Annotated in this window: 23 protein-coding genes and 2 pseudogenes; 17 read left to right on the top strand and 8 right to left on the bottom strand. The window is 45.9% G+C overall.

What is annotated here, in order from left to right:
* The 5 genes and pseudogenes from Q0R35_RS04625 to Q0R35_RS04605 form a co-directional block, all read left to right on the top strand.
* Positions 1 to 530: pseudogene (locus Q0R35_RS04625) on the top strand (3-dehydroquinate synthase); the annotation flags it as partial.
* Positions 531 to 532: 2 nt separating this feature from the next.
* On the top strand, positions 533 to 1,333 hold the full coding sequence (locus Q0R35_RS04620) for a class I SAM-dependent methyltransferase (protein ID WP_295614916.1): 801 nt from the start codon (positions 533 to 535) through the stop codon (positions 1,331 to 1,333).
* Between the two features lie 188 nt (positions 1,334 to 1,521).
* A complete protein-coding gene (locus Q0R35_RS04615; protein WP_295614915.1) occupies positions 1,522 to 2,889 on the top strand; it encodes an ATP-grasp domain-containing protein in 1,368 nt (455 codons plus the stop codon).
* Positions 2,890 to 2,959: 70 nt separating this feature from the next.
* The gene (locus Q0R35_RS04610; RefSeq protein WP_295614914.1) at positions 2,960 to 3,985 is read left to right on the top strand and encodes a D-alanine--D-alanine ligase; all 1,026 of its coding nucleotides are present in this window, start codon (positions 2,960 to 2,962) and stop codon (positions 3,983 to 3,985) included.
* Between the two features lie 361 nt (positions 3,986 to 4,346).
* Positions 4,347 to 5,152: pseudogene (locus Q0R35_RS04605) on the top strand (inositol monophosphatase family protein).
* 283 nt (positions 5,153 to 5,435) lie between these two features.
* On the opposite strand, the gene psb29 reads toward Q0R35_RS04605, so the two are convergent.
* The gene (psb29, locus tag Q0R35_RS04600) at positions 5,436 to 6,143 is read right to left on the bottom strand and encodes a photosystem II biogenesis protein Psp29 (RefSeq protein ID WP_295614912.1); all 708 of its coding nucleotides are present in this window, start codon (positions 6,141 to 6,143) and stop codon (positions 5,436 to 5,438) included.
* 252 nt (positions 6,144 to 6,395) lie between these two features.
* Between psb29 and Q0R35_RS04595 the strand changes: the two genes are divergently transcribed.
* Together Q0R35_RS04595 and tatC are read left to right on the top strand one after the other, a co-directional pair.
* Positions 6,396 to 7,106, top strand: coding sequence for a tetratricopeptide repeat protein (locus Q0R35_RS04595; protein ID WP_295614911.1), 711 nt, complete (start codon positions 6,396 to 6,398; stop codon positions 7,104 to 7,106).
* 90 nt (positions 7,107 to 7,196) lie between these two features.
* Entirely contained in the window at positions 7,197 to 8,006 is an 810-nt protein-coding gene (gene tatC, locus Q0R35_RS04590) for a twin-arginine translocase subunit TatC (RefSeq protein WP_366944822.1), read from the top strand.
* Between the two features lie 335 nt (positions 8,007 to 8,341).
* On the opposite strand, the gene Q0R35_RS04585 is transcribed toward tatC, so the two are convergent.
* Positions 8,342 to 9,166, bottom strand: coding sequence for a nuclear transport factor 2 family protein (locus tag Q0R35_RS04585; protein ID WP_295614910.1), 825 nt, complete (start codon positions 9,164 to 9,166; stop codon positions 8,342 to 8,344).
* Positions 9,167 to 9,544: 378 nt separating this feature from the next.
* Here Q0R35_RS04585 and murG point away from each other — a divergent pair, with 378 nt between their 5' ends.
* The 3 genes from murG (at position 9,545) to Q0R35_RS04570 (ending at position 11,539) form a co-directional block, all read left to right on the top strand.
* Entirely contained in the window at positions 9,545 to 10,657 is a 1,113-nt protein-coding gene (gene murG, locus Q0R35_RS04580) for an undecaprenyldiphospho-muramoylpentapeptide beta-N-acetylglucosaminyltransferase (protein WP_295614909.1), read from the top strand.
* An 87-nt stretch (positions 10,658 to 10,744) separates the two neighbouring features.
* Complete coding sequence (locus Q0R35_RS04575; RefSeq protein ID WP_295614908.1) at positions 10,745 to 11,026, top strand: DUF427 domain-containing protein; 282 nt, start codon at positions 10,745 to 10,747, stop codon at positions 11,024 to 11,026.
* 144 nt (positions 11,027 to 11,170) lie between these two features.
* Entirely contained in the window at positions 11,171 to 11,539 is a 369-nt protein-coding gene (locus Q0R35_RS04570) for a hypothetical protein (RefSeq protein WP_295614907.1), read from the top strand.
* A gap of 54 nt (positions 11,540 to 11,593) precedes the next feature.
* Here the strand turns inward: Q0R35_RS04570 and Q0R35_RS04565 are convergent, their stop codons facing one another.
* The 3 genes from Q0R35_RS04565 to Q0R35_RS04555 all read right to left on the bottom strand — a co-directional run bounded on the left by Q0R35_RS04565 (position 11,594) and on the right by Q0R35_RS04555 (position 13,721).
* The gene (locus Q0R35_RS04565) at positions 11,594 to 12,046 is read right to left on the bottom strand and encodes a DUF3531 family protein (RefSeq protein WP_295614906.1); all 453 of its coding nucleotides are present in this window, start codon (positions 12,044 to 12,046) and stop codon (positions 11,594 to 11,596) included.
* A 236-nt stretch (positions 12,047 to 12,282) separates the two neighbouring features.
* The gene (locus Q0R35_RS04560) at positions 12,283 to 13,062 is read right to left on the bottom strand and encodes a photosystem II S4 domain protein (RefSeq protein ID WP_295614905.1); all 780 of its coding nucleotides are present in this window, start codon (positions 13,060 to 13,062) and stop codon (positions 12,283 to 12,285) included.
* Between the two features lie 140 nt (positions 13,063 to 13,202).
* Complete coding sequence (locus Q0R35_RS04555) at positions 13,203 to 13,721, bottom strand: hypothetical protein (RefSeq protein WP_295614904.1); 519 nt, start codon at positions 13,719 to 13,721, stop codon at positions 13,203 to 13,205.
* A gap of 256 nt (positions 13,722 to 13,977) precedes the next feature.
* On the opposite strand from Q0R35_RS04555, the gene serA reads away from it, so the two are divergent.
* Both serA and prmA read left to right on the top strand, forming a co-directional pair.
* On the top strand, positions 13,978 to 15,564 hold the full coding sequence (serA, locus tag Q0R35_RS04550) for a phosphoglycerate dehydrogenase (protein WP_295614903.1): 1,587 nt from the start codon (positions 13,978 to 13,980) through the stop codon (positions 15,562 to 15,564).
* 142 nt (positions 15,565 to 15,706) lie between these two features.
* Positions 15,707 to 16,594 carry a 50S ribosomal protein L11 methyltransferase gene (prmA, locus tag Q0R35_RS04545; RefSeq protein ID WP_295614902.1) on the top strand — a complete coding sequence of 296 codons (888 nt, stop codon included), beginning with the start codon at positions 15,707 to 15,709 and terminating at the stop codon, positions 16,592 to 16,594.
* 103 nt (positions 16,595 to 16,697) lie between these two features.
* Here prmA and trmB read toward each other — a convergent pair whose 3' ends face one another.
* Both trmB and Q0R35_RS04535 read right to left on the bottom strand, forming a co-directional pair.
* On the bottom strand, positions 16,698 to 17,330 hold the full coding sequence (gene trmB, locus Q0R35_RS04540; RefSeq protein ID WP_295614901.1) for a tRNA (guanosine(46)-N7)-methyltransferase TrmB: 633 nt from the start codon (positions 17,328 to 17,330) through the stop codon (positions 16,698 to 16,700).
* Positions 17,331 to 17,678: 348 nt separating this feature from the next.
* On the bottom strand, positions 17,679 to 18,065 hold the full coding sequence (locus tag Q0R35_RS04535; protein WP_295614900.1) for an AbrB family transcriptional regulator: 387 nt from the start codon (positions 18,063 to 18,065) through the stop codon (positions 17,679 to 17,681).
* Between the two features lie 237 nt (positions 18,066 to 18,302).
* Between Q0R35_RS04535 and Q0R35_RS04530 the strand changes: the two genes are divergently transcribed.
* Positions 18,303 to 18,506 (top strand): hypothetical protein, encoded by a 204-nt coding sequence (locus Q0R35_RS04530; protein ID WP_295614899.1) that lies wholly within the window; start codon positions 18,303 to 18,305, stop codon positions 18,504 to 18,506.
* Positions 18,503 to 18,970, top strand: coding sequence for an RrF2 family transcriptional regulator (locus Q0R35_RS04525; protein WP_295614898.1), 468 nt, complete (start codon positions 18,503 to 18,505; stop codon positions 18,968 to 18,970). The genes Q0R35_RS04530 and Q0R35_RS04525 overlap by 4 nt, the downstream gene beginning before the upstream one ends.
* A 93-nt stretch (positions 18,971 to 19,063) precedes the next feature.
* Here Q0R35_RS04525 and Q0R35_RS04520 read toward each other — a convergent pair whose 3' ends face one another.
* Positions 19,064 to 19,531 carry a DUF4079 domain-containing protein gene (locus Q0R35_RS04520; protein WP_295614897.1) on the bottom strand — a complete coding sequence of 156 codons (468 nt, stop codon included), beginning with the start codon at positions 19,529 to 19,531 and terminating at the stop codon, positions 19,064 to 19,066.
* 103 nt (positions 19,532 to 19,634) lie between these two features.
* Here Q0R35_RS04520 and Q0R35_RS04515 point away from each other — a divergent pair, with 103 nt between their 5' ends.
* From Q0R35_RS04515 to Q0R35_RS04505, 3 genes are all read left to right on the top strand, one after another.
* Positions 19,635 to 21,044: an ankyrin repeat domain-containing protein gene (locus Q0R35_RS04515; RefSeq protein WP_295614896.1), complete on the top strand. Its 1,410-nt coding sequence runs from the start codon at positions 19,635 to 19,637 to the stop codon at positions 21,042 to 21,044.
* Positions 21,045 to 21,345: 301 nt separating this feature from the next.
* Positions 21,346 to 22,533, top strand: coding sequence for a hypothetical protein (locus Q0R35_RS04510; protein ID WP_295614895.1), 1,188 nt, complete (start codon positions 21,346 to 21,348; stop codon positions 22,531 to 22,533).
* Between the two features lie 69 nt (positions 22,534 to 22,602).
* A partial coding sequence (locus Q0R35_RS04505) for a DUF1822 family protein (RefSeq protein WP_295614894.1) occupies positions 22,603 to 23,130 on the top strand: 528 nt, incomplete at its 3' end.

Here is a 23,130-nt window from a genome sequence, read left to right as displayed (position 1 = left end):
CAGTCGCCCATCGATTGACCTACAATGCGATCGAGTCGATGCTGAAATTAGAAGTACCCAACCTGCACGAACTGGATCTCGATCGAGTTATTGCTTACGGACACACCTGGAGTCCAATGCTAGAGCTAACTCCAGAGATTCCGATGTTCCACGGTCATAGTGTGGCGATCGATATGGCGTTCTCTGCCACAATTGCCCAGCAACGGGGGTATATTACAGTTGCCGATCGAGATCGCGTTTTGGGGCTAATGAGCCGCTTAGGACTCGCGATCGACAGCCCATATCTCACGCCCGAACTGCTCTGGCAAGCCACTAAATCGATCTCGCGGACTCGCGACGGTTTACAACGCGCTGCGGCTCCCTGTCCGATTGGCGAGTGTAAATTCATGAACGATCTGACTCGCACAGAGTTAGACGAGGTGCTGATGGTGCATCGTACTATCTGTCAAGGTTATCCCCGTCAGGGTAATGGTGAGGATATGTATGTAGTATTAGAGCAAGTAGGCGAGCCTTCTCCCGCAGGAGTATAGGGATGAGACCAGTTACACCCGTCGGGATTTTGGCAGCCAAACTGGAGAGCCTGACCCAAAAGGTGGCGCAGATCGAACATCTCGATCCGGCTTTTAAAGCCGAGCTACATCAAGCCTACGAGTTAGCCAACGGTCTCGATCCTTATCTCGATCGTTGTACTACACCAGAATCGCCAGCATTAGCCGCATTGGTAGAGCGCACCCAATCTGAAGATTGGAACAAACGCTTTACTGATGGTGAAACAGTCCGCCATCTAGAGCAGGAGATGGTTTCGGGTCATGTGGAGGGGCAATTTCTGAAATTTCTGATCCATCTGACTCAAGCGCGGCGCGTGCTAGAAATTGGCATGTTTACGGGTTACTCAGCTTTAGCAATGGCGGAAGCTCTCCCAGCCGATGGGCAAGTTATCGCCTGTGAAGTCGATACTTATGCGGCGGAATTTGCCCAGCGGTGTTTTAACGAATCTCCCGCCGGACATAAAATTTCGGTCAAAGTCGCCCCCGCACTGGAGACGATGCAACAGTTAGCCGCAAATGGGGAAGTATTCGATCTGGTGTTTATCGATGCCGATAAAGCGGGATATTTAGACTACCTCAATCTGTTGCTGACCACGGGATTGCTAGCTCCTAATGGTTCGATTTATGCGGATAATACCCTGATGCAGGGACAGCCGTATGTATCAGAGACTACGCCTAATGGAATTGCGATCGCAAATTTCAATCAAGCTGTGGCGGACGATCCGCGCGTGGAGCAAGTGTTAATTCCGTTGCGGGACGGGATTACTTTGATTCGGCGGGTTTAAGATTGCTCTCACCCCCAGCCCCTCTGTCTTGACCCAAACGCACGCTGAGGCTTCCTCAGCGCGATTTGGGTCGCTCCCAAAATTGGGAGAGGGGCTGGGGGTGAGGGTGATGCGAAGATCTACCCACCCCGCCCGTTGGGCACCCCTCCGAGGAGGGGATTTTTTAAAAGACAGTTTTGGTGAGAGTGATGGGATTGGAGCGAGAAATAACTGTGGAGAATGGGGGATGGCAGACTAGAATTAAAACCCTGGCTACCTTGGCGGTGCTATTACTGGTACTGCCTTTGAATTTGGCGTTAACTGCGATCGCGCTGATTGGATCTATACTTACTAAATCATTCCGATCTCGCCCGGTTCTTAGGGATCCACAGACGATTTTGATTAGTGGTGGTAAGATGACCAAAGCTTTACAACTAGCCCGATCGTTTTACAATGCTGGTCATCGGGTAATTTTAATTGAAACGCATAAATATTGGCTGACTGGGCATCGTTATTCTAGTGCTGTCGATCGATTCTACACTGTCCCCGATCCGCGCGATGAAGATTATGAAACAGCACTGTTAGAGATCGTCATTCGTGAAGGGATTGATGTCTATGTGCCCGTCTGTAGCCCGGTGGCGAGTTATTATGACTCTAGAGTTCAAACGATACTCGAACCCTACTGTACGGTGATGCACGTCGATGTGGAGATGTTGCAACGGTTGGATGATAAGTATGAATTTGCCTCCGATGCTCAAGCTCTAGGGTTGCGGGTACCCAAGTCTTATAAAATTACCGATCCTCAGCAAGTCATCGATTTTGACTTTAGCACCCAGCAGCGTAAATACATCATTAAAAGCATTCCTTACGATTCGGTGCGACGGCTAGATTTAACTAAATTACCCTGCGAAACTCCCGCCGCAACAGCCGCTTTTGTGAAATCGCTACCAATTTCTGAGAGCAAACCTTGGGTGATGCAAGAGTTTATCCCAGGGCAGGAATATTGTACCCACAGCACGGTTCGCAACGGTCATATTCAATTACACTGTTGCTGTGAATCTTCAGCGTTTCAGGTTAATTACGAGCATATAGATCGATCGGACATCCAGAATTGGATTAGTACTTTTGTCGGCAGTTTGCAATTGACGGGGCAAGTGTCTTTTGACTTTATGCAAGCAGATGACGACGGCGAGATTTACGCGATCGAATGTAATCCGCGCACCCATTCCGCAATTACGATGTTTTATAATCATCCTGATGTTGCTGATGCTTATCTAACTCCCGAACCTCTCAATCTTACGGCTCAACCATTAGCTACCAGTCGCCCGACTTACTGGCTCTATCACGAAGTTTGGCGATTAGTCACGCATTTACATTCACCCCAGCTTACCCAGCAACGATTACAAATTATCGCCCAAGGTAAAGATGCCATCTTCGATTGGCACGATCCGCTACCTTTTTTGATGGTGCATCATTGGCAGATTCCACTATTACTACTCGGAAATTTACGCAATCCGAAACAATGGATTCGGATCGATTTTAATATCGGCAAGCTGGTAGAAATAGGCGGAGATTAATATTTAGACTCATTCACTATCCACTATTCACTAAAACACTAGGAATTGCGTTTTAACGAAAGATGTAAATATGTCCAAATTAAAAGTTATACATTTAATCGGATCGGCAGCTAGTGAGTTTTATTGCGATCTGTCGCGGCTATATGCGCGAGATTGTCTAGAAAATACTGCCAATCCAGAATTATACGAGTTTCACATTGCTTATATTACGCCCGATCGAGCTTGGCGGTTCCCGACATCGCTAAGTGCTTCAGATATCGATGCAGCACCACCACTATCGATCGCCCAAGCCATTCAAACGCTGCAAAACCTGAACATCGACGTGATGCTACCGCAGATGTTTTGCGTTCCGGGCATGACACAGTATCGCAACCTATTCAACTTATTGAATATTCCGTATGTGGGTAACACCGCAGACTTAATGGCTCTGGTTGCTGATAAAGCCAAGACTCGATCGATCGTGGCGGCGGCGGGGGTAGCGATTCCCACAGGTGAAGTCTTACAAGCTGGAAAACTACCCAGTATCGATTTTCCGCTGGTAATTAAACCGCTCGACACGGATAACTCGATCGGGGTAGCCTTGGTGAAAGATGCGACCGAATGGGATGCGGCACTACAGATTGCCTTGACTCATGGCGATCGCGTCCTAGTCGAAAAATTCATCGAATTGGGGCGAGAAGTCCGCTGTGGGATAGTCGAGCGCGCTGGAGAACTCATCTGTCTACCACTGGAAGAGTACGCCTTAGATGCCAATATTAGACCGATTCGGAGTTATGCCGATAAGCTGAAAAAAAATGCTGCTGGCGATTTAGATTTTGCGGCAAAAGACATTACTAAGTCGTGGATTGTCGATCCGATCGATCCGATTACCGAGCGGGTGTGGGCGATGGCGAGAATCTGCCATACCGCGCTAGGCTGTCGTCACTATAGTTTATTTGATTTCCGGATCGATCCGCAGGGCAATCCGTGGTTTTTGGAGGCTGGCTTGTACTGTTCTTTTGCCAAAACTAGCGTGTTGTCGGAGATGGCGAAAGCAGCGGGGATGCCCTTAAATTCCTTCTTTGACGATCTGTTACATGCAGCGATCGCAGTATAGAACCCATTTAAGATCTTCTTAGCTATCTAACTGCTATTTGTGGAGCGGGCGGGTTCGAGCGTCAGATGATTGTATTTGGCGATAATTCATAGCATAAACCCTCCCCTACGGTTGGTGAATAAGCATGTTTCATATATATGGATCTGTAGTGGCGGGTTTATGCTAGTCAATATGACTCGTACTGTTCGATATCGTTGGCGAAGCCTACCGTAGGTACACGAACCCGCCCTGCCCCACTAGCAGATCTCAAATGGGTTCTTATTGAGCGTGTTGGGTTTCATTCTTCAACCCAACCTACAGATCCATATTTCGTTGCAGGATATGAGATAGTTCGATCGACAACCAACAGGCTTTACTTCACATGGAATTTTGGAATCGAGTTTTAGATCTTGCTGCTACTACCGCTCAAACAGTCGGCGTGCAATTGCTTCAAGACTTCGGACGCGTGCAGGGGTTAGAAAAAGATGATGGGAGTTTAGTGACTCAATCCGATCGATGGGCGGATAATGAGATTCGATCGAGTATTGCTAAAGTTTTTCCCGATCATGCCATTCTCAGTGAAGAGAACGAACATGAATTCACCGCAGCAACATGGACGTGGGTGATCGATCCGTTAGATGGAACTACCAATTTTACGCGGGGGATTCCGTTGTGGGGCATCTCGATCGGGTTACTCTACAATGGTGAGCCAGTATTTGGCTATGTCTATTTTCCGCCTGTAAATCAAACTTTCTACGGCTATTGGGCGGGAAATACGGGTTTAGAACTGCCGACGGGAGCATATCTAAATGGTAATCCGATTCAGATTAGTCAGGATCTACCCAGTCAAAATCATTTTTTCAGTTTGTGCGCCCGCAGTCTCCAGATCTGGAAACCGGGATTTCCTTGCAAAATTCGGATGCTGGGAGTGGCTACTTACAATTTTCTGGCGGTGGCGGCAGGATCGAGTTTGGGTGGGGTGGAAGCAACACCCAAAATCTGGGATCTAGCGGCGGTGTGGGCGATTATACATGCTGCTGGAGGTTCGTGGTACTCATTGAGAGCCGAACCAACTTTCCCAGCGGTTGTAGGGCGAAATTACGGCAACATGCAATGCCGAGCCTGATTGTCAATCGGGCAGAATTGGCAGATTTGCTATTACCCCAAATGACATCGATTCGGAAGTAATCTGGATACCATTAAGGAATTTTTACGATCGAAATCGAGCAGTTCGCGGGAATGGAGCTGATGGTGGTTTTTAAAAATAAAACTGTTGCAACCCGCATTCTATCGTCAACAGCTCGATCTACTCAGATAGTGCGAGAGTTTTCGCAGCAGAATTACCAGATTCTGATTACCGCCAGGGAACCAAGGCGCGCGCGAACCGTAAAACCCCAAATCCCCAGACTATCTGTCAGGATGTTGAGAGAAATACTGGTGTCGCTCTTTCCCCCACATTCCCCACCTGCTGTTATTCGGCTTCAGTAGGTACAGCAGTAGCCGTGGCTTTTGCCAGATCGCGTTTTTCGCGTTTTTTGCGCTCGGCTTCAGCTAAATCTGCCATCACTGCTTCCATTTGGACGAGTTTATCCAAATTGCTACGATAGGTATCTAAATCTTTTTGGACTTTATCGGTAGGTAAGTGCATCGCTGCGCCAATCTGTAAGATTGCTGCTTCGCGTTTTTTCTCATCTTTGAGGATGGCTGGTGCGGCTTGTTCGAGAATTGTAAATAAGCCGATGCCAAATAACCGACTGTACTTAAATTTAGGATTACTCGCGATCGATTCGATCGTACCAGCTATTTGCGCTCCGCTACCACTCGCCTCTGGGTGCGCCAACCAACTGACGATATCTTGCTCTTGCATACTGCTAGCAAATTCCGAGACTCCAGTCGCATCGGTGCGGTATTGTTGAGCGTTACCACCCATCGATTCACACAACGCAACGAAAATCGATTGTTTATCGGTTTCGGGGCGATAACTCGTCATAAACCGATCGAAGCTACTGACTACACCCAAAGCGTAAATTGGATTGTAGGCAAAATCAACATTAGTCGAAAGCAAATGCATTTCGACCATTAATTCTTCTACTACCCGCCGATAAATCGAATTAATCGGGCGGGTATGTTGAGAGTAGAAATTACGCTTGGTATCGGAGACAGTACTCTGGTTATTCACCGGGTTATCTAAAAAATGTGGTTAACAATACTTAATTATCATCGATCGGTTACCCAATACGCAAAGATCGCGATTTTCAGATCGATCGGATGATGGCTCAAAAGCTGATGACATCGGCGATCTCGGCAATTAATAGCAATTTAAAATCGATCGCGCCCCCGATCTTTGGGTTTTTATGCGGATGCATTTTAGCCGATCGGCAAGGCATCCTGATAAAAGAACGATTATTTAGATGTAATAAGCAAGGTTGATATGGCTCGTAATTTGAATGTGGCAGTCTGGTTGTTATGCGGCACAATGCTAGCTATCATTTTCGATCGCCCTACCTATGCTTATACCATCGATCCTGTCGAGAATCAAACAGCGGTACAGATCGATTCAGTCAATGCTGGCAAACAATATCAACAAGGTGTAACCGCTGCTGCTGCTGGTAATTTTACGCAGGCAATGTCTAATTTCGATCGAGCCATCACGCTAGATCCTCAATATTTTGCCGCTTATATCGAACGCGGTAATGCTAAAGATGGCATGGGAGATTTAACAGGTGCGATTGCCGATTATACTACCGCAATCTCGATCGATCCCAAATCTGCCATTACTTACTATAACCGTGCGACCGTATTGAGTAAAAGCGGCAAACATCCAGCCGCCATCGCCGACTACGACAAAGCCGTTGAGATCGATCCCAACTACGCTCAAGCCTATATGAATCGCGGTAACGAGCTAGACGATGCGGGTAATTCTCAAGGTGCGATTGCCAGTTACGATCGAGCGATTCAAATTAGACCCAAATATGCTCTAGCCTACCTCAATCGAGGGATTGCTTATGCCCGTGCTGGCAATCGCGACCGCGCGATCGCCGATTTCCAATTTGCTGCTAAATTGTTTAAAGAGAGTGGCAATCTCGATCGAGCTACTCAAGCTCTCAATTTGATTAAAGATATTCAATCGGAAGTTTATTAAACCAAGCTCTTGTTAAGCTCCCCGCTCCCCGCTCGGTTGACTCCATCGATCCCCTATAATTAAAGAAAAGTTTCAGACAAAACTGCCGCGATGACTCCAGAAGTAGACACCGAGCTTCAGTCCGATTCCGAACTGAGTACTGCACTGTGGGCACCAGAACCGGATGAGAACGTTTCTAGCATTGAATCAGACGACGTTCCCGCTGATTTGGAGATGTCTTTTTTCGATCATTTAGAAGAGTTACGCCAACGAATTTTTTATGCGATTATTGCAGTAGCATTAGGCGCAACAGGATGTTTTGTCTATGCTAAACAAATCGTCCAAATTTTAGAAATTCCCGCAACAGGGATTAAATTCCTGCAATTGGCTCCAGGGGAATACTTTTTTGTCTCGGTGAAGGTGGCTGGCTACTGTGGTTTATTGGTAGCTAGTCCGGTAATTCTCTATCAAATCATTCAATTTGTAATTCCCGGCTTAACGCGGCGCGAACGACGGTTGGTATTGCCTGTAGTGGTTGGCGCGTCGGGGTTATTTGTCGTCGGGATTGGGTTTGCTTACGCTGTCTTAATTCCGGCGGCTTTGAATTTTTTAATCGGTTACGGCGAAAATGTCGTCGAGCAAGCTTGGTCGATCGATCGATATTTTGAATTTGTGCTAGTTTTATTATTTGCGACGGGATTGTTGTTTGAATTACCCGTCGTGCAAATTTTACTCTCGCTGTTGGGGATTCTCTCTTCGCGATTGATGTTAGCTGGTTGGAAGAGTGTCGTAGTCGGCTCGATGGTAGTCGGTGCAATCGTCACCCCTTCGACAGATCCGCTCACCCAAAGTCTACTGGCTGGTGCGGTTTTAGCCCTATATTTTAGCGGAATCGGGGTTGTGAAGTTGCTGGGTAAGTAACTACAGCTAGTGACAATTCTGATTTTAAAATTCTGACGCTATTTGATCGCTTCAATAATCGATTGGAGATATTTGACGACATCATGCGGGTTGCAGCAGTTGTGTTTTTAAAAACCAGCATCAGATCTAGTCTCAATTTTCATAATGATAATTGCTGCACAGGTAGGGGCAATGTCTTGTCTTGACTGAAACACATGCGGAGGGAACCTCCGCGTGATTTCAGTCGCTGTCTTGTCGGTTTTTTACGTCACGGGGGAACCCCGTGACGTAAAACCGCCGCTGTCTTGTCTCGCAGCCGCTTCATGAATTGCCCCTACCTGCGATATTAGCAAATCTTAATTATCCTTAATCACACGGACTCGCTGAGTCAAAGTCGTCGTACCGCTGGGGCGAATGAATACGGTAGAGAACCAATAATCGCCAGATTTACCAGGAGCGCGGGCAATTTTAAACAAGCCGCCAGCCGTGAGTAATTCTAACTTGTAGTTAGCGGGCTTACCATAACTTTGAGCCGAAACTGGTTGTTCGATCGTCGCCCCTAATAGTACATCTTCTCCGAGCGGTTCGGTGACGATCGCATCTAGATTATACTCGGCATTAGTTTGAAGTTTGCTGGGTAAATTGAGTTCGATCGTCGGTGGTTTGGTACCGCTCGATACTTGGGTACGCTCTTGTAAGACTTGTTGCGAAACAATTTGTCCGCCGACAATTTTTTGCTGAGATTGAATGGTGGCTAAAAGATTGAGGGTTCTAGCGTCGAGCTTTTGCACGCCAGTAATTTTGGTAGTAGTAGTGACGGTATAAGTATTACCCGCACCCTGCCAGCCATCTAATGTCGTCGTGTAGGTAAGATTGCTATAAGTTTGCCAAAATTGTCCTAAAGATTGCTCCCAAGTTGCTTTAGTTAAGCCATCGCTGGTATTAAAATTCGGACTGTAATAGCCAGTTAATTCGGGAAGTTTGCGTTGGTTGGCGGCGGCATCAATTTTGGTGAGGAGTGTTTTAAGAGCATCAGGCGCATTTAATGTCGCATTTTGAGCGCAAGCGGGAAGAATGACAGCTTGCTGACAACTGATGGCTAGTGCTAAGATTGCTAGTCGATACCGAAATCTAGTTGACTTTGTAGCGGTTAGAAAGCGGTAGATAGATTGCAACAACATGTTTTAAGAGAAATAAGGGATGTGGGATTAGCAAACGTCTGGTACCAATTCTCAAAACGGCAGTTACAGACAAACCCCGCAGTCTGCGACACTTTGCCAAAGTCGCTGGGGTAGAGAAAAAGCGCATCTCGATCGAGTGAGCGAGATTACATAACGCAAGTTGCTAGTTATAACCACGGTTAAAGATTTGGGTATTAGGTATTAGGTATTAGCGATGGGATAAAATCTAAAACCTAATACCTAACACCCATCTCACTAAAAACTCATAACTAGCAACTTGGGTTACATAATAGAATAACAGAAACAACGATTCTCCTAGCGGAGATGCTACGTAAACGGCTAAAATACCTGTGTTGCTGGTGAGGAATTAAAATACTAGTGTCTAATGTAGCTATTAAGCTCCTAATTGCCGCAAGTGGAACGGGGGGACATGTATTCCCCGGAATTGCTGTCGCTCAAAAGCTTTCGGGATATCAGATTGAATGGTTGGGGGTGCCCGATCGCTTAGAATCTAAGTTAGTACCCAAAGAATACCCATTACATATTATTAAAGTAGGTGGTTTTCAAGGTAAACCGGGCATCGGTACGCTCAAAACAATCGGTGGATTGATTAAGGGTATATTTCAAGTTCGCAAACTGCTCAAACAGGGTCATTTTGATGCTGTCTTTAGTACGGGGGGCTATATTTCAGCTCCCGCTATTTTAGCGGCTTATTCGATCGGTTTGCCCGTATTTCTCCACGAATCGAATGCAATTCCTGGCAAAGTTACCCGCTGGCTGAGTCCTTTTTGTACTAAAGTAGCCGTCGGCTTTGTGGAAACTGCTAAATATCTCCCCCGCGCCAAAACTATCTATCTCGGTACTCCATGTCGCGAACAGTTCCTGACACCACAACCCCTCGATTTACCCATTCCCGATTCTAGTCCCCTAATTGTAGTTGTCGGCGGCTCTCAAGGCGCGGTAGCCCTCAATCAGATGATTCGTGAATGCGTTAGTACCTGGTTAGATGCTGGCGCAACCATCGTGCATATCGTCGGTGGTGCGAATGCCTCGACAGACACCATCTCACACCCTCAGTATATCGTCTTGCCTTTTTATGAAAATATGGCAGGATTGTTCCAACGAGCGGATTTAGCAATTAGTCGAGCGGGTGCGGCTACCTTAAATGAGTTAATGATTACCCGCACGCCATCAATTTTAATTCCCTATCCCTATGCCGCCGAAGATCATCAATATTACAATGCTAATGTCTTAGCTGCTGCTGATGGCGCGCTCCTATTTCGTCAAGAAACTCTCACAGCCCAATTTTTGGCAGGGGAAGTGCTCGATCTCCTCCAGAGTCCTCAACGCCTGAAGATGATGGCTTCTAATACTAGTTCGCTAGGTGTGATTAATAGTGCAGATTTGTTGGCAGATTTAATCGGAGAATCTGTAAAAGCTAGGTCGATACCACCACAAGTCGATCGTCCAGCCAGCAACACAAAGAGTTGAATGTTAAAGTAAGGAGAGTTTTAACGATCGGTTAAAATCCGGATCGGATAAAACTCGCACTTTTTATCGATCGAATTTAAAATTACCATGACTACAGCAACTTGGAACGGTGTTATCTTAGCCCAAAGCGATGCAACAGTCGTCGTTGAAAACAATCAATATTTTCCGCCAGATAGTCTTAACAAACAATATTTTACAGATAGCAACACTCATACTAGCTGCGGCTGGAAAGGGACGTGTAACTATTATAGTGTCGAAGTAGAAGGTCAAGTCAATAAAGACGCTGCTTGGTACTATCCCGAACCTAAAGATGCTGCCAAAAACATCACAGGTTATGTTGCTTTTTGGAAGGGTGTTAAGATTGCTTAATTGAGAAGATCGAAAAAGTTTTTCTCGGTCTCTAGTTCAAGCTAATAACATACTTATGGCGATCGGAAAAATATCATTAAACTTATCCGATCGTCAAATCAATTTAACTTCAGTCAAGATTACGCCAACGCCTTAAAAATTAGTATGATAGATCTCCAAATCGTTGCGGAATTGCAAATTGTATTTGCCGATATCCCCGATGCACTTTTCAGCTTGGAAACTATCGCTGACTGCGAAGGCGATCTCGAAGATGCCGCAATGACTCTAGCAATTCGAGTCGGACAACAACCAGATATTACCAATAGTGAATGGCTGGATGGATTAGCCAAGAAATGTCGCGTTGCTATCTGTCGATCGGAATTTCGTAATGATATGGTAGATGGTAATTTCGTGCCGTTATTCGAGCATTTTGTGAATACGAAAGTTTGTCCTAAGTTATTAATTTTACCCGTACTACTGTACGCTCATGAGTGTGGAATTAACCGTTTTTGCCAGCCGCTCGACCCGTTGTAAAAAGAGCGGGGAGCGGGGAGAAGATATATTAAGTTAAATAAGTAATTTAGTAAGTTAATTAATATCCTGGAATAAAGACTCTTTATGACTGGGATCTATTTCCCAATCATCATTTTCACCGCCGATAATTAATTGTTGAATTTCGACATATTCTTTACTTAATTGGTTGAGCGAGTTGATTAAAATATCGATCGCAATCGAGTCACTAGTTCCTAAATCTAGCCAGCAACGTCCCCAATTTCCTTCATACTCAAAATCGCCCAGGTTATGCATTAATGACATCATTGCGTTATCGCTAGCATCATTGTCATAATCCATATAGCTCAAGTCCAAACCCGTTTCTTGAACTTGGCTATTCTCGGCGTTAAATCCGCCCAATTTACCTAAGAAAAACCAAGAAGAGAATACTTCTTCAACTAGCTTTTTCTCTTGCTCGGATGGGACATTATTAAATTCTAACCAAAACCAGACATCAATTTGACTGAATTCACGAAATTGGACTTGCATGTTAATTAGGTTTTAGGCTTTAGGCTTTAGACTTTAGGCTTTAAGGTTGTTTACCCTCTCTATAGTATAGAGAGGCTTTTCCGGCTCCCTCCCCTTATAAAGGGGAGGGTTGGGGTGGGGTAAAGGACTACGTAGCAATTCAAATAACTTATCGGTGCGCCATATCTTTTCAAGGGGACTAGCGGTGATTTCTTATGTTTGCGATCGATAAGTGTCAGACATCCTCTGCGATGTATTTAAATATATCTAGTTAAATTAATCCGATATCTTTCCTTTTTAGTGATGGTGACTTCGCCGATTTCTAGTCGTCCTTTACCGCGAATTGCTACTAGATCGCCTGCTTTGAGTGCGTGAGCTGATTGACCGATTTCTTTCCAATTAACGCGGACATCACCACTAGAAATTAGATCGACCATTTTACTGCGGGACATGCCAAATCCAGCAGATGCAATCGCATCTAATCTAAGCGAAGCTTCGGTGGTAACCAGTTCTTTTTTCTTGGGTTCGCGAATTTTTAATTCGCTAAAATCGATGCGGCGAGTTTTGACAGGAACCGATCGAACTTGAGTTAAATTAGTTTCTAAAAACTCGACTAATTCTGGGGCGACGATTGCTTGGGCACCTTGTTCGCCCAACACGATGATATCACCTGTTTTATCGCGGACGATGCCACAACCTAACATCGCACCCAAAAAGTCGCGATGGGTGGGCGGATCGAATAGAAAATTTCCCGCAATTTGAATGGCTGCTAAAGGCACTTGGCTGGGTTCAAATGGCAATTCGCTCCGACAGATGCCTAAGCGTTGTCTCTCGGCTTGGGGATAGCCGCCTGTAGCGATAATTTCCACATCGCTGAGGCGACCGAATACGCCTTGAATTTCCGCGATTTCTGGTGGCGACAGGAAGTCGGTTTCGACAACTTCCCAAGTTTTAATTGCTTGTTCGGCTAAATCGATCGCTCGTGCTACAGTTTCGCGGTTTTCGACTCGTTTTAATAATTCTTCTCTAGGGAGCATTTATGATTAGTGGAAAGTTGACAGCGAAAAGTGCGTTCTTGGGGTTCCCCCTGTCTTGTCGCACTTATTTTGACGGGGAACCCGTCCAAAAGTGCGCCGCAAGTCAAGCACCTTTTCAAGACAGTTGAAAGTGCAGATGATTACTGGTACATATCGATGTAGCTTTTAATATTTTCGAGATCGAATTTGCGGAGGATGGTAGTTGACTGTTGCAGCAGTAACTGAGAGCCTTCAACCACAATTAGATATTTACCTGCATTGAGACGATTGCGATATGGAAGCGCGTCGCCACTACCAAAAGCAATTCCACCGCCGCCACCGATAAAGACACTACCCATTGCGCCACCGATTGCGCCCAGCAAGCCACCAATCAGCCGATCGCCAATTTCTCCCGCCCAGGCAAATGTGTGTAAATTGGTAGATAAGCTAAACCCAACTCCGGCTAAAAAGCCAAAGGGCACCAGCCAACTTGCCATCAGTTTGGCTTGTTTTTGGGCAACTTCATTAGGATCGATCAACCCAAATTCATCGGCACTTTTATAACCGCGACCGAGAATAGTAATTTTATCTAACGGTAATCCCTGCTTTTCCAACATAGTATATGCTGATTCCGCCTGGATGCGATCGGTTAGTACGGCGACTAAATAATTGTTGTTCATCTTACATTATAACTGTTTGGATTGGAGCGGGGAGCGGGGAGCGAGGAGAGGAGGGGACTGGGGGACTGGGGAATATTTTGTCTGTATGTCCTTTACCCTCTACCCTTCTTCCCTAAAACCTAAAACCTAAAACCTAAAACCTAAAGCCTAAAGCCTAAAGTATAGATTGTGAAATTGAACGAAAGGATAACCCCGCTGGGGGGTTAATCCAGTTAGAATGTGCTATTGCACTGACCTTTATCTTACCTAACCGATCGTGTCAAAAGTTCTTGTTTCCGATCCTATCGACCAGGCGGGGATTGATATCCTGCTGCAAGTTGCCCAAGTAGACGTTAAAATTGGCTTACCACCAGCAGAATTAGCACGGATTATCGGCGAGTACGATGCGATTATGATTCGATCGGAAACCCGCGTCACTCAAGAAATTATCGAAGCTGCTACCAATCTCAAAATTATTGGGCGTGCAGGTGTTGGGGTAGATAATGTCGATGTCCCCGCCGCTACCCGCAAAGGAATCGTGGTTGTCAACTCTCCAGAAGGTAACACGATCGCGGCAGCCGAGCACGCCTTAGCGATGATGTTATCGATGTCTCGCTACATTCCCGAAGCCAACCAGTCGATGAAAAGCGGACAATGGAACCGCAAACAGTTCGTCGGGACTGAAGTTTACAAAAAAACCCTTGGTGTCGTGGGTTTGGGCAAAATTGGTTCTCATGTCGCGACAGTCGCCAAAGCGATGGGCATGAAATTACTCGCCTACGATCCGTTTATTTCTGCCGAACGCGCTGAGGAACTGGGCTGTAGATTAGTCGATTTAGATGCAATTTTCCGCGAATCCGACTACATTACCCTCCACATTCCCAAAACGCCAGAAACGACCAATCTGATTAATGCCGAAACATTAGCCAAAATGAAACCCCAAGCGCGGATTATTAACTGCGCGCGCGGTGGCATTATCGATGAAGCCGCTCTAGCAACTGCCCTTAAAGCTGGAACGATTGCCGGGGCAGCAATTGACGTATTTGCCACCGAACCATTAGGCGAATCCGAACTCCGTAGCCTAGGTAAAGAAATCGTCCTCACGCCCCACTTAGGAGCCTCTACAGCCGAAGCCCAAGTCAATGTCGCGCTGGATGTTGCCGAACAGATTCGAGATGTGTTGCTGGGGCTGCCAGCGCGGTCTGCGGTGAACATTCCCGGACTCCACCCCGATGCCCTCGCCCAGCTCAAACCATATCTACAACTTGCCGAAACGATCGGGAATATGGTCAGTCAATTAGCTGGCGGACGGATTAACGATCTGCAAGTTGGCTTATATGGCGACTTGGCAGAACAACAAACCAAACCAATTGTTACCGCCGCCCTCAAAGGTTTATTATCTCCCGCACTGCGCGAACGGGTCAATTATGTCAACGCCGGAATTGAAGCTAAAGAGCGGGGCATCCATGTCTCTGAAACTCGCGATGCTTCAATTCGCGACTATGCAGCGACACTCAAGCTGATTGCTAAAGGTTCTTTGGGTCAGCATTCAGTGACAGGCGCGCTGCTTGGTGATGCTGAAATGCGAATTACCAGCGTTGATGATTTCCCCGTTAACGTTGTCCCCACCCAAAACATGCTGTTTACAGTCCATAAAGATGTACCCGGCATTATTGGCATTATCGGTTCGCTGTTGGGTAAATTTAATGTCAATATTGCCAGTATGCAAGTCGGACGTAAAATCGTGCGCGGCGATGCAGTCATGGTACTAAGTCTTGACGATCCGTTACCCGATGGAATTTTGGCAGAAATCAAACAAGTGAATGGAATTAGCGATGCTTATACCGTAACGCTAACCAGTTAGGCGATCGGCGATCGTTACAGAATCGAGATCTATCTCTCGATTTCAAGATCCGTTATGTTACTGTGGTGGGGGATTATTATCTACTCGCCACAGTTAATACCTCAACATAGTTATTAGAATTTATACATTAAAATCCAGAATCATGTCTAATAGCTGGTGGGAAATTAAAATTGATTGCGTACCTAATCTAGAAGAAAGTATCTTCTGGCGACTGAGTGAATTTGGGTGCAAAGGGATGTCTACACAAGCACAAGGGCTAGAAATTCTCATTTCGGCCTATATTCCCCAAGCTCAGGTCAAATTATTAGAGGTATCAGATCTGTCTTTACGATTTGAACGTGATGCTAGAGAACTCGGCTATCCCTTGCCAGTCACCAAATGCAATCTGATCGATGAAGAAGATTGGTCGAGTAGTTGGAAGCAACATTGGCAACCACAACAGATCGGCGATCGATTATTAATCAATCCAGCCTGGTTAGATACACCCACAGATCCAGAGCGAGTTACCCTGCAACTCGATCCTGGTGTTGCCTTTGGAACGGGCACTCATGCCACAACTCAACTGTGCCTAGAAGCCCTGGAAATGCGCCTACAACCAGGCACAAATCTCACAATTGCCGATATCGGCTGCGGATCGGGAATTTTGTCTACAGCGGCAATTTTGCTGGGTGCCGAGCGCGTTTATGCTGTCGATAACGATCCGTTAGCTGTCAAAGCTACTGCCGAAAATCGCGATCTCAATGCGATCGCACCACCAAAATTAATCGTCGATTTAGGCAGCATCGAAGAGTTGCAACTGATGATTTCTGCACCGCTTGATGGGTTTGTGTGTAATATTTTAGCCGATGTCATCGTCCAACTCGCTCCTTCAATGGCTGCGCTTGTTAAACCCAAAGGCTGGGCAATATTAAGCGGTATTTTGTCGAGTCAAGTCGCCGATGTTTCCCACGTATTAGAAAAAAATGGCTGGGTAGTCGGCACTGTCTGGAATCGTCAGGAGTGGAGTTGCATTAATCTCAAGCATAAGTAAAGGTGGGAGATGGGAATCGGGGATAGTGGATAGTGAATAGAAATATACATATCCATAGGTTGGGTTTCGAGGCTCAACCCAACCTCCGCAAGTTATTTAATCCTCACTCCCTAACCCACATCGCGCGATGCACTGGCAAACCGCGCTTGAGGGTGGCTGTTTCGCGCTCGGTGGGGATGCCGAGGGGATTGGGTTCTAGCCACTCGGCTTGAGTGCGACGGAAGGCGGGATTTTCGCTAAAGCGATCGCACATTTCTTGCGCCACCCATTCGAGATCCGATTGTAAGAAGACTTCGCCACCGCTGGGTAAATAACGGGCGATATCGTTGACTAGTTCTGGTTGTACTACCCGTCGTTTGGCGTGTCGCTGTTTAAAACAGGGATCGGGATACTGAATGCTAATTCGCTGTAATTTGCCTGCTGGTAGCGATGCGAGGAGGGTTGCCAGCGAGGTGTTAATATTGCCAAAGACGTAATGGAGATTATCAATTTCGGCTCGATCGCGAATCTGGTTGGCTTGAATGACTAGAGCTTGGCGAATTTCAATTCCTAGATAGTTCCAAGTGCGCTCGTGTTGCGCCAATTTTAGCAAAAAGCTGCCCGCAGCACTGCCGATATCGAGATGAATTGGTAGTGCCAAATTTGGATAAATTACCGACCAGTCGGGCGGAATTAGGGGCTGTTGATAAATAATACTTAACGGATTAACGTGCTGTCTGACTTTGATCCGAGCCATTAAAATAGGGCGTTGTTGAGATCGGGAGGAAAAGGGAGATGAAGGGAATGGGTGAGGAAGATGGCAACAAATAGGTTACGAAAAATGACGACCGTGCCTTGAATCGATTGCCTCAAAAATAGCAGCAATCTGGGTATTAAATCTTAAAGAATGCTTTGAAGTATCTACGTAAAGCTAGTAAATTTTAGGTGCCGATAGTAGCAATCTAAAATTTACTAGCCAAGATGGAGACAACCGACACAGTGCAAAAACGATCGAATCGAGATCGATATCTGACTCGTGCAGCGGTTATCATCTCTCGATCTACGCCAGCTAGATCGAACAATTGCGACGATCGACTATATCGATCTATTCATCCCCTTCTTTATCAATTTGTTTGAGATGAATGTGCTTGCGTCCGAGGGAGATTTCAAAAACATCTCCTTCTTGCAAGCCCATTTGCTTGGTGTAAGCAGCACCAATCAATAAGTTATTATTAGATTGAACGGTGATCTTGTAGCTGGCACTGCGACCGCCACGACCGCCACCAACGGATTTACTATCGAGTTGAATGCCTTCAGCATCGATGAGAGCGTTAAGAAACTTCATCATGTTGACACGTTCTACACCATTCTTAGTTTCAGTGTAGTAACCGCATTCACGGGCTTTATCTTCTTTGCTCGCGCTGCCGAGGTCTTTGACTTTTTGGAGCAGTTCTTCGCCAACTAATGGCTCAATATTTTTCTTATTACTCATCAACTTAGATTTCAAACTAGAGGGTCTAACGCTATCCGGCGTTGCGGTTTTGCTAAACTAGTCCTGCAATTAGTTATTGGAGGTTGCTATTAGCACTTGTAACCATAGTACACTGACTAGAGTAAGTTTGTTAACTATCTCGATCTAAAAATACCATCTTTTTTAGGAGAGTACGAAACTTATCTTCAGATATCAGGTAAATACTAAATAATAGCTAGTGGCTGAGGGACAATCTTTGTGCAAAAAACCCCGATCGCCAGATTCGAGCTAGTCAAGATCGGCGGATCGATTGTAGCAAATAGTCGAATATTAATCATGCTAAGTAATATGTCAAGATCCCAAATGTGCGATCGATACTTGGCACCACAAGCTGTCGGTGGGTCGATCGAAATTACCAGTACTCAAGTTTTGCTATTAAGAATGAGATCGATTCAAACATGAAACTGACGACACGCGGACAGTATAGCGTCAAAGCGATGCTAGACCTCAGTTTGCAGCCTAGCTACGGGCCAGCTTCGGCGAGTGCGATCGCCAGTCGCCAGCATTTACCCATTCCTTATCTCGAAAAATTACTGATCGAATTACGCAAAGCGGGATTGGTAAAATCGCTGCGGGGCGTACATGGTGGTTATAAGTTGGCAAAAAAACCCACCCAGATTTCGCTGAGTGATATTTTAGTAGCGGTGGGCGAATCGATGGTTGTTGACAAGCCCGATCTCGATAAGTCGAGATCGAATCAAGCTACCGATACTCATTTAGCCGCAGATTGGGTGACATTAATGGTGTGGAAACGGCTCAACGAGAAACTTCAAGCCGCTTTGGCTAGCATTACCTTAGCAGATCTCTATTACGATGCCCGCAGTTGGCAAGCCGCGCAGGGAGAGGTGACGAATTATATTATTTAAATTAGGGGATAGGGGATAGCGAGAGTAAGGAGTAAGGAGTAAGGAGTAAGAAGTAACATACACGCACTACTCTATATCCCCTATTCCCTAGATCTACATTTTGCTGATAATCCGGGTGAGGATTTCTACTCCTGAAAAGGCTTGCCAGCCGAAGAGACCGACAATGACGAGATTGATGCCGATATGGCTGTATCTTGCCCAATCCATGCCCTTCTGCATGTAGGGAGATAAAGAAGCCGAGACGGCAATTAAACCAGTCATGCCCAATCCTGCAAGCAGGTGAGGGCCGAAAAATAACTTACCATTATTGATATAAGTAGCTGCCATGCCACCGATCGATCCTAGTACCATTACAGCCAAGACGATCGAGCCGATTTGGTAGTGACGGACATTGTATTTACCTTGAATGAGTTTTTTCTTATCGTCGCCAGTCGCCGTCCGTGTTTTCCGAATTTGGAAGCCCAAATACATAGCATAGAGAGAAGTCGCCAATAAAATCCACATCAACGGCGGATGGATAAAATTGAGATAGGGTTTGATATTAGCGGGAATGAAGTCCATAGGATCGGAAAATTGACAGGAAAGTTTGCAGAATATCTATAAAAGTTAGCATAAAATTTGTGGGTGATGGCAAAAGCGTTCCGCTAGCAAACCGCCGTAGGTAATGCCACAATCCCAATTTCGATCGCCAAAATTTATGACGCTTTCCGCTCCAGTCAATCTATTACTGCTTCAGTCCGCCAGAACGGGCAACTATCCTCAGGCTGTGAATGCCCTCAAACGCGGTGCCCAGGTAAATATCACCGATGCCGAAGGCACCACCGCGCTGATGTTTGCCGCCCAAAGAGGTGCCATTCAAATTGTCGATTTATTAATTACTGCTGGTGCGGAGGTAAATATGCATCGCCATCAGTTTGGGACTACCGCGCTGATGTTTGCCGCCGCCGCCAATCGGAGTGCGATCGTCACCAGATTATTAGCTGCTGGCGCGGATGTCAATGCGACGAATGAAGATGGGAGTACTGCCTTAATGGGGGCGACGCTAGCTAATGCGGTGGAAATTGTCACGATGCTGATTGCGGCTGGTGCGGGTGTGCGACAAATCGACACGGCTGGAGATAATGCGCTGAATATTGCCATCGAGTGCGATCGATCTCAACTGGTGGAGTTATTATTAGCTGCTGGTGCCGATGCCTGCTACCGCCGGAGTAATGACGGCAAAACACCACTGTTATTAATCCCCGCCGCTGCTGATGTTAGGATGCTCGAACTATTATTAGCCGCTGATGCCGATTTACAAGCGGTGGATGATGCTGGTGAAAGTTTACTGCTAATTGCTGCCGAGCGGGGCGATAATAGCCTGATTCAGCCGTTGATTCGGGCTGGGGCAAACATCGACCTCCAAAATCATGATGGTTGGACACCCCTAATTGCGGCAACGGCGGCTGGGGAAATCGAAATTGTCTCGGCATTACTCAATGCTGGAGCCGATCCTAATCTCCAGTCTCACGATCGCGAAACCGCACTACATTTAGCCGCGATCGAAGGTGATGTCGATCTCATCCGGCTGTTGCTCGGTCGTGGAGCTAAACCAAATTCAATTACCGATCTGGGGGATACGCCGCTGATTCTAGCCGCATTACACGAGCATACAGCCGCCGTAGCAGTGATGTTAGATGATATCGATCTGAATGCTCATCAGCAAGGAGTGACGGCGTTTGGGCTGGCGATCGTCAATGGCTCTGCGGAGATTGCTCGGCTCTTACTCGCTGCGGGAATTTCACCATTACAGATATTTAGAGATGGACAAACGCCACTAATTATCGCGGCGATGCAGGGTAATTTAGAATTGGTGCGATCGTTAATTACGGCTGGAGTGACGATCGATCTGCAAGATGATACTGGTGCAACAGCTCTCATGTGGGCAACCCATCGCCAGCATTTGGAGGTTGTGGAGTTGTTATTAAGCGTCGGTGCAAATCGGAGTTGCAAAAATCTGGGTGGTTTAACAGCTCTCGATTTGGCGAAGATGAATGGCAATCGGAGATCGATCGATTTACTGGCGCGAGAGTAAGGTTAGCCCTTACCCTGTCTTGTTGCGCTAAACCGTCGGGAAACCCGACGAGCGCGCACCGCTAAATCCCTCTCCCTGAGGGAGAGGGACTTTAACTCTGGTTCCCTTCTACCTCAGGAAGAGAACTCCGGTTCCCTTCTCCCTCAGGGAGAAGGGTTGGGGATGAGGGCGATGGGGCTATATTCGACAACTAGGATACTCCCATTTCGATCGTTACCAAATTAGCGATATTATTTAGTGCATAAAACATCAACCTCTTCCCAATCATTATTTATCGCTGGTACCTCACCCTCTCAAATCTATGCCTCTCAATCCTTTGAGCATATTTTATAGTGTACCCAGATGGGAATTCTCGCCGTCTGGATACATCCATATTTCGTGGAAATGCGATCCGGCGGCACTCCCGGCAATTTGTCAAGCGGGAAATTTTGAGCTAGTGGGAGTATCGTTGGTAAATCTTCAAGCGGTAAATGCCGCTATCGATCGATTATTACAGGCAGATCGTCAATTAACCACTGTAGTGGTTACCAATCTCTATCGCACCGCTGTCGCACAGCAAGATTTTGTCGGTAATAATTGTTGGTTTAATTTCATTACTGCGATGACATTTAAAGCAGCACTACATACTTGGCAGAGAGTACCCAAACCCCAACAGTCGGAAGATTTATTCGAGCGACTGATCGCACCATCTTTAAATATTCAGCAGTTATTAGCCCGCTTCGATCCAGAGTATCATCCTAATTTATTAGTAGGACTTCAGGCATGGACTTATCAGGTAGTTCGGTATAACTCTTTTACCTACTTGCGAAAAAATGGCGATCCATATTTTGGCTTATCAAATTTAGGCATTGTCTCGCGATCGAGCTGGGTGACAATTCGGACGGCTTTAGCTGGTAATATTATTTCAACCCAAATCGACACTTATAAATCGATTTGTAAAGTTTTCAAAATCTATTTGGCAAGATCTACAGTTAGTGTCAATAATTTAACACCCACCGACTGGCAAAATATTCTAGTCGAAACCCAGACTCAGGCGATTGCGATAACTCTAGAAGAATTAGCCGCCACGATCGATCGAATCGGTTGTCTGATTCGCGCACATCATAGCCTCACGATCGAGGAATACGACGATCCCAATCTCTTTATCTCTATCGTAGAACCATTCGATCCGCTGCCAGATTTAGAACCATTCGATGCCGCACTTTGTCAGATTTTCGATTTTATCGATAAATTTATTAATAGTTTGCCGCCAAAATCTCAGGAACTGATTGCATTAAGACACCTTAAACAGCTCAATCAAGTAAATATTGCGAAAACAATGTCGATCGATCAGTCACAAGTATCGCGACAACTGGGCAAGCTTTATCTCAAGTTACTCGACCTGATTCATACCAAAATACCACATCCTGATGGGAACAAACCTCAAAAAAATAGTCGGGCAATTGTGGCACTTCAACACTTAATCGATAAATATTTTCAGCAAAAATAACTAGACTAAATTCACATATAGATAGTCTGTTATGCTCAATTAGTTAGTGGTTAACTTAACTGAATTTTTATGAATACCTTCGACCCCCAAACTCAAATGCTCGCGCAAATCTATCCAGAACATGTCTGGCTCGATATTGCCGATCTAGAAATATCGCTAACCAAAGCCGAACTCAATCGCTACTGGATCGATAAGATTGGTAAATATCTAACCGATTTGGGTTTGGTTGTCACATCTATTTTTCCAAGCGACGCTCTATATCAATCGTTTATTAGTGAAACGATCGATGGATTTGCACTATCTGTTTCGGGTGTAAAGATCGTATTTATTCCCAGTCACGATCTAGATTTAGCTGGTTTTGAAATTCAGCAAGAATGGGTCGATCTTAGTAATTGGGCGGCTGATTATTACGTGCCGATTCAGATCGATATCGAACATAATTATTTACACCTTTGGGGCTTTATCTCGCATCGATCGATCCAGAAAGTAGCAACTCTAGATCGAACTTTGCGTAGCTATGAAATTGATGGCAGCGATCTAATTGAAGATCTCCAAATTCTGTGGATGAGTTGTGAACTAGCAAGCGATCGGGAGTTA

The organism is Chamaesiphon sp. GL140_3_metabinner_50 (assembly GCF_025361915.1).
GTDB lineage: Bacteria > Cyanobacteriota > Cyanobacteriia > Cyanobacteriales > Chamaesiphonaceae > Chamaesiphon.
The sequence above is the reverse complement of the archived record's forward strand: the minus strand, read 5'-3'. Positions and strand labels throughout refer to the sequence as shown.

What these genes read in the sequence shown, in the direction of transcription:
- Q0R35_RS04610 (WP_295614914.1), top strand. Translation starts at nt 2,960, where the DNA reads ATGTCCAAATTAAAAGTTATACATTTAATCGGATCGGCAGCTAGTGAG.
- Q0R35_RS04575 (WP_295614908.1), top strand. Translation starts at nt 10,745, where the DNA reads ATGACTACAGCAACTTGGAACGGTGTTATCTTAGCCCAAAGCGATGCA.
- Q0R35_RS04520 (WP_295614897.1), bottom strand. Translation starts at nt 19,531, where the DNA reads ATGGACTTCATTCCCGCTAATATCAAACCCTATCTCAATTTTATCCAT.
- trmB (WP_295614901.1), bottom strand. Translation starts at nt 17,330, where the DNA reads ATGGCTCGGATCAAAGTCAGACAGCACGTTAATCCGTTAAGTATTATT.
- Q0R35_RS04595 (WP_295614911.1), top strand. Translation starts at nt 6,396, where the DNA reads ATGGCTCGTAATTTGAATGTGGCAGTCTGGTTGTTATGCGGCACAATG.
- Q0R35_RS04510 (WP_295614895.1), top strand. Translation starts at nt 21,346, where the DNA reads ATGCCTCTCAATCCTTTGAGCATATTTTATAGTGTACCCAGATGGGAA.
- Q0R35_RS04515 (WP_295614896.1), top strand. Translation starts at nt 19,635, where the DNA reads ATGCCACAATCCCAATTTCGATCGCCAAAATTTATGACGCTTTCCGCT.
- Q0R35_RS04560 (WP_295614905.1), bottom strand. Translation starts at nt 13,062, where the DNA reads ATGCTCCCTAGAGAAGAATTATTAAAACGAGTCGAAAACCGCGAAACT.
- Q0R35_RS04535 (WP_295614900.1), bottom strand. Translation starts at nt 18,065, where the DNA reads ATGAGTAATAAGAAAAATATTGAGCCATTAGTTGGCGAAGAACTGCTC.
- tatC (WP_366944822.1), top strand. Translation starts at nt 7,197, where the DNA reads ATGACTCCAGAAGTAGACACCGAGCTTCAGTCCGATTCCGAACTGAGT.
- Q0R35_RS04585 (WP_295614910.1), bottom strand. Translation starts at nt 9,166, where the DNA reads ATGTTGTTGCAATCTATCTACCGCTTTCTAACCGCTACAAAGTCAACT.
- Q0R35_RS04620 (WP_295614916.1), top strand. Translation starts at nt 533, where the DNA reads ATGAGACCAGTTACACCCGTCGGGATTTTGGCAGCCAAACTGGAGAGC.
- Q0R35_RS04615 (WP_295614915.1), top strand. Translation starts at nt 1,522, where the DNA reads ATGGGATTGGAGCGAGAAATAACTGTGGAGAATGGGGGATGGCAGACT.
- Q0R35_RS04555 (WP_295614904.1), bottom strand. Translation starts at nt 13,721, where the DNA reads ATGAACAACAATTATTTAGTCGCCGTACTAACCGATCGCATCCAGGCG.
- Q0R35_RS04570 (WP_295614907.1), top strand. Translation starts at nt 11,171, where the DNA reads ATGATAGATCTCCAAATCGTTGCGGAATTGCAAATTGTATTTGCCGAT.
- Q0R35_RS04525 (WP_295614898.1), top strand. Translation starts at nt 18,503, where the DNA reads ATGAAACTGACGACACGCGGACAGTATAGCGTCAAAGCGATGCTAGAC.
- prmA (WP_295614902.1), top strand. Translation starts at nt 15,707, where the DNA reads ATGTCTAATAGCTGGTGGGAAATTAAAATTGATTGCGTACCTAATCTA.
- Q0R35_RS04565 (WP_295614906.1), bottom strand. Translation starts at nt 12,046, where the DNA reads ATGCAAGTCCAATTTCGTGAATTCAGTCAAATTGATGTCTGGTTTTGG.